Origin of the sequence: Psychrobacter sp. AOP30-A2-5, from assembly GCF_052378115.1 — a bacterium.
Taxonomy (GTDB): Bacteria; Pseudomonadota; Gammaproteobacteria; order Pseudomonadales; family Moraxellaceae; genus Psychrobacter.
The window spans coordinates 38,312-52,268 of sequence record NZ_JBQSXK010000019.1; the positions used below are offsets into that span (position 1 = coordinate 38,312).

Here is a 13,957-nt window from a genome sequence, read left to right on the forward strand (position 1 = left end):
TTTTATCAAATTAACAATAAATCAAAGACGCTTAATACTATTAATTATCCTGATTAAGCTCTTGTGCAAAGGCTTCATCAAAGCTTGCAAAGTCTTTACTATCCGTGCTCGCTGACATATCAAATGCTGCATTGTCAAACCCTGCTTTAAGATCTTTATCTAGCAGTTTTTGCTCCGCTTTCTCTTTGCGTGCTTTATGATAAGCAAGACCAGTACCAGCAGGAATCAAGCGACCAACAACGACGTTTTCTTTCAGACCACGTAGCTCATCCACTTTACCAGTCACGGCAGCCGCAGTTAGTACACGGGTCGTCTCCTGGAACGATGCTGCTGAGATAAAGCTTTCTGTTGCCAGACTTGCTTTGGTGATACCTAGTAATTGACGCTCGAACTGTACTGGGAATTTATCTTCCGCTTCCAGCTTCGCATTCAATGCTTTGATATCAGAGTACTCTGCTTGATCGCCTTTGAAGTGGTTTGAATCGCCGCCATCGGTAATCTCAACTTTACGCAGCATCTGACGAATAATCACTTCGATGTGCTTATCGTTGATTTTTACACCCTGCAAGCGATAAACGTCCTGTACTTCGTTAACGATGTAATCAGCAAGTGCAGTCTGACCTTTCAAACGTAAGATATCATGTGGATTCTGTGGACCATCAGCGATCACTTCACCACGTGCTACCGTTTCGTTTTCAAAGACGTTAATTTGACGCCATTTCGGGATCAGCTCTTCATGAATCTCACCATCTTCATTGGTGATAATGAAGCGATTTTTACCTTTGGTCTCTTTACCAAAGCTAACCACACCTGTCATTTCTGCCATGATGGCGTGATCTTTCGGACGACGTGCTTCGAACAAGTCAGCAACACGTGGTAGACCACCGGTAATATCTTTAGTACCTGAAGAGGCTTGTGGTACACGACCCAAAATCGAACCGGCTGCTACTTTTTCACCATCGCTGACGCGAATGATGGTTTCAGCTGGTAAGAAGTAAACCACTTCTTTACCTTCGTCAGTGTTCAAGATAATCGCAGGACGTAAGTCTTTTGCTGAACTTGAACGGTCACGAGTAGCAAGAATCTCAAATGAGCTCATACCCGTCGCATCATCAACTTTTACGGTAGCAGTTAAGCCATCAGTAATCTCACTGAAGCGTGCAGTACCAGCAAATTCTGTGATAATAGGATGCGTGTGCGGATCCCATTTAGCGATGGTTTGACCAGCATCAACCTGATCTTCGTGTTTCACAAGCACGCTAGAACCATAAGGCACTTTATAGCGCTCACGCTCACGACCAAGCTCATCGGTCAAGGCGATTTCAGCTGAACGCGATACGATGACTAAGTGACCATCGGTATGTTGAACCGTTTTCATGTTTTCGAAATGCGCTTGACCAGCACTACGAACTGAGATGCTGTTATCCACTGATGCTGAGCTTGCTGCCCCGCCCACGTGGAATGTACGCATCGTTAACTGAGTACCTGGTTCACCGATAGACTGTGCCGCCATAACACCGACTGACTCGCCAATGTTCACTTTATGACCACGAGCCAAATCACGACCATAACACTGTGAACAAACACCATGCTCAACATTACAAGTAATAACTGAGCGTACCCAGATATCATCAATCGCATTGTTATCAAGCACGTTTACCCAATGCTCATCGATCAAAGTACCTGCTGGAATCAATACCTTATCAGCATCATCGTTATAAGTCACATCACGAGCCGTCACACGACCTAGCACTAGCTCACCTAACTTCTCAATGATTTCACCACCTTGAATATGTGGTTTCATGAGCAAGCCTTGCTCAGTACCACAGTCATCACTGGTAATAACCAAATCTTGTGCCACATCAACCAAACGACGCGTCAAGTAACCTGAGTTAGCGGTTTTCAGTGCCGTATCCGCAAGACCTTTACGTGCACCATGCGTTGAAATAAAGTACTGAAGTACTGTCAAGCCTTCACGGAAGTTTGCTTTAATTGGCGTTTCGATGATTGAACCATCTGGCTTAGCCATCAAACCACGCATACCAGCCAACTGACGAATCTGAGCCGCACTACCACGAGCACCAGAATCTGACATGATAAAGATAGAGTTAAATGACTTCTGCTCTTCTTCCTCACCTTTGGCGTTCATGATTTTATCAGTGGCTAAGTTGTCCATCATCGCTTTAGCGACTTTGTCATTGGTACGTGACCAGATATCAACCACTTTGTTATAGCGCTCACCAGCGGTCACAAAACCTTGCTCGAATTGATCTTCGATTTCGCGAACTTCGCCTTCTGCCACTTCGATAATTTGCTTTTTCAGTGGTGGAATGACCATGTCATCAATACCGATAGACACACCAGACAATGTCGCTTGGGCAAAACCAAGATACATCAATTGGTCAGCAAACATGACACTTTCTTTAACGCCAACTTTACGGTAGCAAGAGTTAATCAAACGAGAAATATTTTTCTTCGTCATCTCTTGGTTACATTCATCAAAAGACATACCTTTAGGCATGATGTTCCAGATCAATAAACGACCTGCAACCGTTTCTTTTAAGCTGATTTCTTTAGTCTCATTGCCATCTTCATCAATATGCGTCTCGGTGACACGCACTTTGATCTTAGCGTTTACATGCAAATCGTTTGAACCAATCGCACGCAATGCTTCATTAACGGTGGCAAAAATCATGCCCTCGCCTTTGGCATTGATAGACGAGCGACTGATGTAGTACAAGCCCAATACAACATCTTGCGACGGTACGATGATTGGATCACCGTTGGCAGGCGACAAGATGTTATTGGTAGACATCATTAGCGCACGTGATTCAAGCTGTGCTTCTAGCGTCAATGGCACGTGAACGGCCATTTGGTCACCATCAAAATCGGCGTTAAACGCGGTACAAACGAGCGGATGCAATTGGATTGCTTTACCTTCGATTAGTACTGGCTCAAATGCTTGCAAGCCCAAACGGTGAAGCGTTGGTGCACGGTTAAGAAGCACTGGATGCTCACGGATAACCATGGCCAGCATATCCCACACTTGCGGCTCTTCACGCTCTACCATCTTTTTGGCAGCTTTAATCGTGGTCGCTAAACCATGAGACAATAATTTGTTATAAGTAAATGGTTTGAATAATTCAAGTGCCATTTTCTTTGGTAAACCGCACTGATGTAGACGTAGCGTTGGACCAACAACGATCACCGAACGACCAGAATAGTCAACACGCTTACCAAGTAAGTTTTGACGGAAACGACCTTGCTTACCTTTGATCATATCTGCCAAAGACTTCAATGGACGCTTGTTACTACCAGTGATCGCACGACCGCGACGACCATTATCCAGCAAGGCATCCACTGATTCTTGCAACATACGCTTTTCGTTACGTACGATGATATCAGGGGCGCTCAGCTCAAGCAGACGCTTTAGACGGTTATTACGGTTGATCACGCGGCGATATAGATCGTTTAGATCTGAAGTCGCAAAACGACCACCTTCTAGTGGTACTAGCGGACGCAAATCTGGTGGTAGTACTGGCAAGATGTTCATCACCATCCACTCAGGCTTGTTATTAGAATCACGGAAGGCTTCTAATAATTTAAGACGCTTAGACATCTTTTTAAGCTTGGTTTCAGAACCAGTTTGCGGAATCGCTTCGCGCAAATCATCGATTTCAAGATCTAAATCGATATCTTTCAATAGGTCTTGAACCGCTTCAGCACCCATTTTAGCAGTGAATTCATCGCCAAACTCTTCAAGCGCTTTATAATAGTCTTCATCATCAAGCAGTTGATACTTCTCTAAAGAAGTTAAACCTGGCTCAGTAACGATATAGCTTTCAAAATACAGAACGCGCTCGATATCACGTAGCGTCATGTCTAGCAATAGACCGATGCGGCTTGGTAATGATTTTAAGAACCAAATATGCGCCACTGGGCTGGCTAAGTCAATGTGACCCATACGATCACGACGTACTTTCGCAGTCGTCACTTCTACGCCACATTTTTCACAGATAACGCCTTGGAACTTACGGCGCTTATATTTACCACATAAACATTCAAAGTCTTTTACTGGACCAAAGATTTTGGCACAAAATAGACCATCACGTTCAGGCTTAAACGTACGATAGTTAATAGTTTCAGGCTTTTTCACTTCGCCATGTGACCATGACTTAATGACGTCAGGTGAGGCTAAAGTAATTTGAATGCTATCAAACTCTTGATTACCGTTGCCGGTAGGGCTTTGCATGATATCGAGTAAATCTTTCAAGTTGCTTCTCCGTTATCTTTATAATCATCTGATAGCGTATTATTGACGCAAATAAGATGAATGAAGGCAATGAATAGGGTTGAGACAAATCACTAAAAGCAGCAGCGATGCGCATACTGCTTTTAGGTTGACCACTAAGGATAATAATTAACTGAAGCTATGTTAAAGGTAGCTTCAGTCAGCCGTGCTTAATGGGTTTGTTTTAACTCAATATTAATACCCAATGATTTGATTTCTTTGGTCAGTACGTTAAACGATTCAGGCATACCTGGATCCATATACTGCTCACCATCAACGATGTTTTTGTACATACGCGTACGGCCTTCAACGTCATCCGACTTCACAGTCAGCATCTCTTGTAGCGTATAAGTCGCGCCGTAAGCTTCTAGTGCCCAGACTTCCATCTCACCGAAGCGCTGACCACCGAACTGAGCTTTACCGCCGAGTGGCTGCTGCGTCACAAGTGAATAAGAACCAGTTGAACGCGCATGCATCTTGTCGTCAACCAAATGGTTAAGTTTGAGCATGTACATATAACCAACGGTTACTTTACGGTCAAACTTCTGACCAGTACGACCATCATACAACGTCTGTTGACCATCACGGTCCATACCAGCAAGCTCTAGCAGGTCTTTAACTTGGCTTTCTCTTGCGCCGTCAAATACTGCTGTGCCCATTGGTACACCAGCGCGCAAGTTATCTGCTAGCGCCATGATGTCATCATCACTCAAGCTATCAAGATCAACTTGCTCACCGCCGACTTGGTTATAGATTTTGTCTAAGAAGTCACGTAAATCTTTGATCGCTGCTTGCGATTTGAGCATACCATCGATCTTCTCGCCCAAACCTTTCGCTGCCATACCCAAATGCGTTTCTAGAACCTGACCGATGTTCATACGCGATGGTACACCAAGCGGGTTCAAGACGATGTCAACGGTATTACCATTTTCATCATAAGGCATATCTTCAACTGGCATAATGCGCGATACAACACCTTTGTTACCATGACGACCGGCCATTTTATCACCAGGCTGAATACGGCGCTTAACGGCGAGATAAACCTTGACGATTTTTTGTACGCCGTGCTGCAGATCATCACCAGCGGTTAATTTGCGTTTTTTCTCAGCAAACTTCACATCGATATCTTTTTGCTTATCAACCAAATACTCAGCGATTTGCGTTAGACGCTCAGAGATTTCTTCTTCAACTGGTTGGATATCCAGTAAGGTCTCAAGGCTCATATCTTTCATATCAGCCAATGCCATCACTGTACCGGCTTTTAGACCAGAACCACCGCTGACTTTTTGACCATCTAACAAGTTACCAATACGCCCACGAGCTGCTTCTTCAAAGATACGTAGCTCTTCTTTTAAATCTTTACGATAGCTATCAAGCTGTGATTTTTCAATTGCTCTTGCACGTGCATCTTTTTCCACGCCATCACGAGTAAAGACTTGCACGTCAATAACCGTGCCTTTGCTTGAGGTTGGTACGCGTAGCGACGTGTCTTTAACATCAGCCGCTTTTTCACCAAAGATAGCCCGCAGTAGTTTCTCTTCTGGCGTTAGTTGCGTTTCACCTTTTGGCGTCACTTTACCAACTAAGATATCACCAGCGTCGACTTCAGCACCGATATAAACGATACCTGCTTCATCAAGACTTGATAGCGCCGCTTCGCCAACGTTTGGAATATCGGCAGTAATTTCTTCAGTACCTAGCTTGGTATCACGTGCTACACAAGTTAATTCTTGAATATGAATAGTCGTGAAACGATCTTCTTTAACCACTTTTTCAGAAAGTAAGATTGAATCTTCGAAGTTGTAACCATTCCACGGCATAAATGCGATGCGAATGTTCTGACCCAATGCAAGCTCACCAAGATCCGTTGACGGACCATCAGCTAAGATATCGCCTACAGCAATAGCATCACCTTGGTTGACGATAATACGTTGGTTGATACACGTGTTTTGGTTAGAACGCGTATATTTAACTAAGTTATAGATATCAATACCAGCTTCACCAGCAATCATCTCATCTTCATTGACACGAACCACAACACGTGATGCATCAACGTCTTCGATCACACCGCCACGCTTAGCGATCACACAAACACCTGAGTCACGCGCAACGTGACGCTCCATGCCCGTACCGACTAACGGCTTATCAGCACGTAGCGTAGGAACCGCCTGACGCTGCATGTTCGAGCCCATCAAGGCACGGTTAGCATCATCATGCTCTAGGAACGGAATTAGACCAGCAGCTACCGATACAACCTGACTTGGCGACACATCCATATGCGTCACTTTTTCTGGCGGCATACGGACAAATTCCCCATAGCTACGGACACTGACCATCTCATCAGATAACGCGCCTTCTGCGGTTACTGGCGAATCAGCCTGAGCAATAACTGTACCGACTTCTTCAATTGCTGATAGATATTCAATAACATCCGTTACTTTACCATCAACCACACGGCGATAAGGCGTTTCTAAGAAGCCAAAGCTGTTGGTCTTTGCAAAGGTCGCTAATGAGTTAATCAAACCAATGTTTGGACCTTCAGGAGTTTCAATCGGACATACGCGACCATAATGCGTATCATGAACATCACGTACTTCAAAGCCTGCACGTTCACGAGTCAGACCACCAGGTCCTAACGCTGATACGCGACGTTTATGGGTCACTTCAGACAATGGGTTGTTCTGATCCATAAACTGCGATAACTGGCTTGAACCAAAGAATTCTTTCACCGCAGCAGCAACAGGTTTTGAGTTAATCAAATCTTGTGGTGACAAGTTATCAGATTCCGCTGAGCTTAAACGCTCTTTGACTGCACGCTCAACACGCACTAGACCAACACGGAATTGGTTTTCTGCCATCTCGCCGACCGAACGAATACGGCGGTTACCTAAATGGTCGATATCATCGACTTCGCCGCGACCATTACGAATCTCAATCAATTCTTTTAGGACATTAACGATATCGGCATTGGTCAATACACTACGAGCGCGTTGGATGTCTGGATCATCAGTATTATCAAACTCTAACCCTAAACGACGGTTAAATTTCATACGACCGACATTTGATAAGTCATAACGATCCGCGTTGAAGAACATGCTGTCAAATAGTTTTTCAGCGGTCTCAACCGTTGGTGGCTCACCTGGACGCATGACTTTATAAATTTCAATCAAGGCTTCTTCGCGGCTTGAGGTGCTATCTGCACGTAGCGTATCGGCAATATAACTGCCTTGATCGATATCGTTGGTGAACAAAATGCTGAACTCTTTGATAGACTCGCTGGCTTCAAATGCACTTAATTTAACCAATAACTCATGGTCAATTAGAGTATTCGCTTTAGCGATAACTTCGTCATTCACCACGATATCTTCAGCTAAAATACGCTCATAGAGATACTCATCAGGTATCGCAATCTTCGTCATACCTGCTTCTTCAAGCTGACGAATACGGCGTGCATTAATACGCTTGCCCTGCTCTACGATGACATCACCTTCTGGTGATACGATATCGAACTGAGCCATCTCACCGCGCAAGCGATCAGCAACCAGATCAATCTCGAACTGCTCTTCACCTTTATAAACGGCTACTTTATCAAAGAACAAATCTAAGATTTCAGACGTTGTCAAACCAAGCGCACGTAGAATAATTGAAGCCAATAGCTTACGACGACGGTCAATACGAGCAAAAACTAAGTCTTTGGCGTCAAATTCAAAATCTAACCATGAACCACGGTAAGGGATAATACGGGCGTTATAAAGCACTTTACCACTTGAATGCGACTTACCTTTATCATGATCAAAGAACACACCAGGTGAACGATGTAGCTGAGATACGATAACACGCTCAGTACCATTGATAATAAAAGTACCGTTAGCCGTCATCAACGGCATTTCGCCCATATAGACGCTTTGCTCACGGATATCTTTAATAGCCGCTTTGCTATCTTTGTCTTTGCTATCTTTGTCTTTGATGATCAGACGGATTTTGACGCGCATCGGCGCAGCAAATGTTGAGCCACGCAAGATACACTCACGCTCATCAAATTCAGGCGTGCCTAAATAATATTCAACGAATTGTAGCTCTGCATTACCAGAGTGACTCTCAATTGGGAAAATAGAGGAATACGCAGCTTGCAAACCAGTATTCTCACGAGCTTTTGGCTTTTTGTGCTCTTGCAAAAATTGCTCGTAAGAATCTACTTGAATAGACAGTAAATAGGGAATGTCCATCACAGTGGGCAATTCAGCAAAACTTTTGCGAATACGCTTTTTTTCAGTATAAGAATATGCCATCGAGAGTCCTTACAGTAAACGTGGAAACAAATTAAAAGCGTGGCCAGCGTGCATAAATACGATACAAACTTGGCGACGTAAACGATAATATAAAACAGGTAATCGTGTTCAGTTGATATCTTTTGTCAATTACTACTTCTGCTATCAGTGCTTACTTAGCACCCTTACTTTCATTTTATGATCGGTATCTAAGTCAGTCTATATGACCACTCAGACGACCAAATTCAATATCACATCATCTAAAACATATTACTTTTTAGGCAAAACTTACTCATAGAGGTAAGAAAAAATGACTCGTTCAAGGGTATTTCTAAGTTATCTGCTATCAAAACTGATTGTATTTAGTCATTTTTCTTTCAAAAAACCGGCTCTTTCAAAACCAACAATTCTATCAAAACTAATATCGTCGCTGATATGTACCGTCTATAAGCCTAACTACTGACAGTAATACTCTGCGAAACGGACAACCTAAACTTAATAGCTTTTCAGAATTAATAATAATCGGGGTAACTATAACTTTTAGAATCAGTATAAACTATAGTGTTAATGGGAAAGCATGCAGACACAAAAAAATGCCAAACATCTATGGACGTTTAGCTTAAATTAACTGATTTCAAAAACTGGCATGTGTGCTTGCATGTATATCGTCTGTCCTTTTGATGGGTATCCACCGTGATGTTGCATACGACTGTTGGCAGACACAAAAGGTCAAGCTACGAATTATAGTAAAAAAAAGCTGGCAATGCAAGGCATTACCAGCTTTTTTTGTACAACACTAAGATAAGCGAAGCTTATTTTAGTTCAACAGTTGCACCAGCTTCTTCAAGTTTCTTTTTCAACTCTTCAGCTTCAGCTTTGTTAACGCCTTCTTTGATTGGAGCTGGAGCGCTTTCAACCAAATCTTTCGCTTCTTTCAAGCCAAGACCAGTAGCTTCACGTACGGCTTTAATTACGCCAACTTTCTTCTCGCCAAAGCTGGCAAGAACTACGTCAAACTCGTCTTTTTCTTCAGCAGCAGCAGCAGCAGGGCCAGCAGCAGCAGGTGCAGCAGCAACAGCAGCTGTTACGCCGAATTTTTCTTCCATAGCGCTGATTAATTCAACGATATCCATTACTGACATTTCAGCGATTGCGTTTAACACGTCATCTTTAGATAGTGCCATGAGAACTCTCCGTTATCTGATAAAAATTAATTGATTTTAAAATCGCTTGGATTGCTTGCCAAATTTTCAAATAGTGTTGGCAGTAAAGTGCAATCGGCGATGTCAAAGTTACGTTAAAACAAGCAATTATGCCGCTTCTTTTGCGTCTTTGATTGCTGCTACCGTGCGAACAAGCTTACTAGGAACAGCGTTCATAGTTTGAACAAGCTTGGTAACTGGTGCATTCATAGTAGCCATCAAGATAGAGATTGCTTCGTCGCGAGTTGGTAGCTTCGATACGCGCTCTAGCTCTTCTGGACCATAAACAACACCACCAACTGATACCAATTTGGTCTCTAAAGCTTTGTGATCTTTACTGAACTCGAAAACAACTCGAGCAGCAGATCCCAAATCTTCCATAGAGAAAGCCAAAAGTAATGGACCAGTCATACGGTCTGACATGCTCTCAAACTTAGTGCCTTCAAACGCACGTTTTGCTAGGGTATTTTTTACCACTTTCAAAACGACGCCTTTTTCACGGGCTTGTTCGCGCAGCTTAGTAAGCTTTGCAACACCAATACCATGATATTCGGCAGCTACTGCTGAGTAAGCATTAGCAGCAACTTCAGACACTTCAGCCACAACTTGTTGTTTTTGCTCTAGCGTTAATGCCATAAGTTGACTCCTTTAATCTTATCAATCAGCTGAATATTTAATCATTTAAACCTAAGCTTTTAAGCATTGGCATTCAATAATTAAACGAATCGCTTAGACTGACTTGATACGACACGTTATCAGCATATTTATTAATAATAAATTTACTCATAACGACTGATTACGGCACCGTTATCAGAATGACATCAAGTGATAGATTGAACTATCGGCTCTTATCAACAACTGGGTGGGTCACCGTCTGCGTAGGACAATTGAGATTTTCATCTTTCGTCGATTAACAAAAGCAGCTCGTTGTTATTACTAATGATCCGAAAACAATTAATAAAAACGTAAAACTGCTTTCTACCTACGGTCTTAGACAGCATAGCGTTTGCTACGCTGACCTAATTCTTTAAAATATTTTTGCAGCCTTTATTTAAAATCGTCAAATAAAGGCACATATCTAATTATTTTGCTGTGCGATATGGAACTGGATCAATACTTAGACCAGGACCCATCGTGCTAGACAAGGTAATTTTCTTAATGAAAGTACCTTTAGAAGTAGCAGGCTTAGCACGTCTTAAATCTGCAATCAGTGCTTCAGCATTCTGGATTACTTGCTCAGCAGTAAAACCAACTTGACCGATAGTCGTGTGGATGATACCTGCTTTGTCTACACGATACTGTGCTTGACCGGCTTTAGCGTTAGTAACCGCTTCAGCAACGTTAGGCGTAACCGTACCGACTTTAGGGTTAGGCATTAGACCACGTGGACCTAGGATAGTACCTAGTTGACCAACAACACGCATTGCATCAGGAGCAGCAATAACGATATCAAAGTCCATGTTACCAGCTTTGATTGATTCTGCTAGGTCTTCAAAACCAACGATATCTGCACCAGCTTCTTTGGCGGCTTCAGCAGCAGCACCTTGAGCAAATACAGCAACGCGTTTGGTTTTACCAGTACCAGCAGGTAAGTTAGTAGCGCCACGAACCACTTGATCAGATTTACGCGGGTCAACACCCAAGTTAATCGCAATATCAATTGACTCTTTGAATTTAAGAGGTGGTAAATCGTTTAGGATTTGAACCGCTTCTTCAACTGTATACTGCTTTTCATGTACGATACGGCTTTGAATTTCTTTTTGACGTTTGGTTAGCTTGCTCATTTACACACCCTCCACGGTAATACCCATTGAACGTGCAGTACCAGCGATGGTACGAACAGCAGCATCAAGATCAGCAGCAGTTAAATCTGCATCTTTGGTCTTAACGATGTCTTCTAGTTGTGCACGGTCAACTTTACCGACTTTAGCGGTATTTGGTGTACCAGAACCTTTAGCGATACCAGCAGCCTTACGTAGTAAGTATGCAGCTGGTGGTGACTTCATGATGAAAGTAAAAGACTTATCGCTATATACAGTGATCTCAGTAGGAATCGGTAGACCCGGCTCTTGATTTGAGGTCGCAGCGTTAAATTCTTTACAGAACGCCATGATGTTCACGCCTTTTTGACCCAATGCTGGACCAATCGGTGGTGAAGGATTTGCTTTGCCTGCAGGGACTTGTAGTTTGATGTAACCATCAATCTTCTTAGCCATGATTTTCTCCTAAATGGGTAATAGCGCCAAATCAATGTGGTATAAACCTTATTGACTAACAGCTCCCCGGTTAATGAACTTTTTTGCTGATTTAGTCTAGCTTTTCAACTTTACTAAATTCAAGCTCGACCTGAGTCGGTCGATTAAATACGTTTACGGTTAAATGTAGTTTAGACTTCTCGTAATCCACTTTTTCTACCAACCCTTTAAAGTCAGTAAATGGACCATCGATAACCAACAGCTCTTCGCCCGGCTCAAATAAAGTCTTAGGACGTGGGTCGGTTTCAGTCTGATTCAAACGGTTTAAAATACGATCCGCTTCTACTTGCGTAATTGGCGCTGGTGTTTCAGGTGTGCCACCGATGAAACCCATAATACGTGGGCACTCTTTAACAATGTGCCAAGTATTGTCGTTCATTTCCATCTGGATCAATACATAACCTGGAAAGAACTTACGCTCACTCTTACGCTTTTTGCCGTCTTTCATTTCAACGACTTCTTCAGTAGGAACCAATACGTCACCGAATGATTCAGCGAAGTCACTACGATTAATACGATCAGTTAATGAACGCTGTACTTGCTTTTCATATCCTGAAAACGCTTGGACAATATACCAACGCATATCACGCTCCTGATCATTATAAGTAAATTTTGGGGTAAGACTCACTAATACGTGCGACTAACCAATAAAGATGCCAACGAACCAATTGAAAAAGTTATCTAATAACCAAACCAGAAAACCAACAATGGCAATCATGACAATGACCTGCCAGGTATATTGAAACGTTTCATCCTTACCTGGCCATGTCACTCGGCGCAATTCAACAGCAGCGTCTTTTAATAATATTTTAAAAGCGCGGCCTTGATGCGTTAATGCCAAGCATACTAAGGCGAATACAATAAGGGCAACGATAATACCAATACGTACCCAGATATCATTGGCAGGTTGCCAATAGCCAGGTAAATACTGATTAACTAACGTCGCCCCGATTAATACTGCTGCGGCAAGTAGCCACAGTACCACATCTTTTATTGAGCCTGTCTTAGCCACTTCAACAGCAGTTGTTTGATTGCCCGCTGAGATGTGCTTACCTTTAGACAGCATTCCACCAGCACCCGCCTTGGCATCAGATAACTTAGTCTCGAGGTTATCTTGATCATTGCTCATAAAGAACTCGCTTCGGAGATGGTGAGGTATAACAAAGATGTGATAAGAAGATGGCAGGCGATGTAGGACTCGAACCTACAACCCTCGGTTTTGGAGACCGATGCTCTACCAATTGAGCCAATCGCCTATGGGTGTAAAGGACAGCATTATACAATATTTGATATAAAATGCAAGCCTTTAGCGGTAAAATTATTACTTTACCTAGTTTTACTCTTATTTGAATGTGCTATTGAATCATCATTACTTTAACAAAATGAAGATACAAGCGACTAATAAGAAGCAGCGTTAATATAGCAAGCTCCGCTAAGAATTACAATAGATGGGAAAGTAAATTATAAACGTTATAGATATAACTGGCTAATCATGTTGGCTAAGATAACAAAAGGTTTGATCATACTACCGAAGAATAACCATATTTCCCGATCATTTTATCTAAAAAAAGCCACCCTTAAACAAGGATGGCTTTTTATGACTAACTTACAAGCTCATTACTGAGACTGATAGATTAGTTTAGTACGTTAGCAACAACACCAGCGCCTACCGTACGGCCGCCTTCACGAATAGCGAAGCGAAGACCTTTGTCCATAGCGATTGGGTGGATAAGCTCTACGCCCATCTCAACGTTATCACCAGGCATAACCATTTCAGTACCGTCTTGTAATTGGATTGCACCAGTTACGTCAGTAGTACGGAAGTAGAACTGTGGGCGATAGCCGTTTAGGAATGGTGTATGACGACCACCCTCTTCTTTTGACAGTACATATACTTCAGCGTCAAACTTGGTGTGGGGAGTGATTGAACCTGGCTTAGCT

The 13,957-nt window shown here is 42.8% G+C and carries 8 protein-coding genes, 1 tRNA gene and 1 pseudogene; all 10 read right to left on the reverse strand.

What is annotated here, in order from left to right; translation table 11 throughout:
* Window positions 1-40 precede the first annotated feature (40 nt).
* Complete coding sequence (gene rpoC / locus ACT3S4_RS11935) at window positions 41-4,273, reverse strand: DNA-directed RNA polymerase subunit beta' (protein WP_055124834.1); 4,233 nt, start codon at window positions 4,271-4,273, stop codon at window positions 41-43.
* Between the two features lie 188 nt (window positions 4,274-4,461).
* The gene (gene rpoB / locus ACT3S4_RS11940) at window positions 4,462-8,580 is read right to left on the reverse strand and encodes a DNA-directed RNA polymerase subunit beta (protein WP_087814768.1); all 4,119 of its coding nucleotides are present in this window, start codon (window positions 8,578-8,580) and stop codon (window positions 4,462-4,464) included.
* A 791-nt stretch (window positions 8,581-9,371) separates the two neighbouring features.
* A complete protein-coding gene (rplL, locus tag ACT3S4_RS11945) occupies window positions 9,372-9,743 on the reverse strand; it encodes a 50S ribosomal protein L7/L12 (RefSeq protein WP_011514491.1) in 372 nt (123 codons plus the stop codon).
* A gap of 126 nt (window positions 9,744-9,869) precedes the next feature.
* Window positions 9,870-10,397 carry a 50S ribosomal protein L10 gene (rplJ, locus tag ACT3S4_RS11950; RefSeq protein WP_045443904.1) on the reverse strand — a complete coding sequence of 176 codons (528 nt, stop codon included), beginning with the start codon at window positions 10,395-10,397 and terminating at the stop codon, window positions 9,870-9,872.
* A 446-nt stretch (window positions 10,398-10,843) separates the two neighbouring features.
* Window positions 10,844-11,545, reverse strand: a complete 702-nt coding sequence (rplA, locus tag ACT3S4_RS11955) for a 50S ribosomal protein L1 (RefSeq protein ID WP_045443901.1) — start codon at window positions 11,543-11,545, stop codon at window positions 10,844-10,846.
* On the reverse strand, window positions 11,546-11,977 hold the full coding sequence (gene rplK, locus ACT3S4_RS11960) for a 50S ribosomal protein L11 (protein ID WP_010201717.1): 432 nt from the start codon (window positions 11,975-11,977) through the stop codon (window positions 11,546-11,548).
* Window positions 11,978-12,068: 91 nt separating this feature from the next.
* Window positions 12,069-12,599 carry a transcription termination/antitermination protein NusG gene (gene nusG / locus ACT3S4_RS11965; protein WP_045443893.1) on the reverse strand — a complete coding sequence of 177 codons (531 nt, stop codon included), beginning with the start codon at window positions 12,597-12,599 and terminating at the stop codon, window positions 12,069-12,071.
* 57 nt (window positions 12,600-12,656) lie between these two features.
* On the reverse strand, window positions 12,657-13,145 hold the full coding sequence (gene secE / locus ACT3S4_RS11970; protein ID WP_238033989.1) for a preprotein translocase subunit SecE: 489 nt from the start codon (window positions 13,143-13,145) through the stop codon (window positions 12,657-12,659).
* Between the two features lie 51 nt (window positions 13,146-13,196).
* A tRNA-Trp gene (locus ACT3S4_RS11975) sits at window positions 13,197-13,272 on the reverse strand.
* A gap of 378 nt (window positions 13,273-13,650) precedes the next feature.
* A pseudogene (gene tuf, locus ACT3S4_RS11980) lies at window positions 13,651-13,957 on the reverse strand (elongation factor Tu); the annotation flags it as partial.

Excerpts from the sequence above, each read along its gene's own strand:
- rpoB (WP_087814768.1), bottom strand. The coding sequence starts at position 8,580 with ATGGCATATTCTTATACTGAAAAAAAGCGTATTCGCAAAAGTTTTGCT.
- rplL (WP_011514491.1), bottom strand. The coding sequence starts at position 9,743 with ATGGCACTATCTAAAGATGACGTGTTAAACGCAATCGCTGAAATGTCA.
- rplJ (WP_045443904.1), bottom strand. The coding sequence starts at position 10,397 with ATGGCATTAACGCTAGAGCAAAAACAACAAGTTGTGGCTGAAGTGTCT.
- rplA (WP_045443901.1), bottom strand. The coding sequence starts at position 11,545 with ATGAGCAAGCTAACCAAACGTCAAAAAGAAATTCAAAGCCGTATCGTA.
- rplK (WP_010201717.1), bottom strand. The coding sequence starts at position 11,977 with ATGGCTAAGAAGATTGATGGTTACATCAAACTACAAGTCCCTGCAGGC.
- nusG (WP_045443893.1), bottom strand. The coding sequence starts at position 12,599 with ATGCGTTGGTATATTGTCCAAGCGTTTTCAGGATATGAAAAGCAAGTA.
- secE (WP_238033989.1), bottom strand. The coding sequence starts at position 13,145 with ATGAGCAATGATCAAGATAACCTCGAGACTAAGTTATCTGATGCCAAG.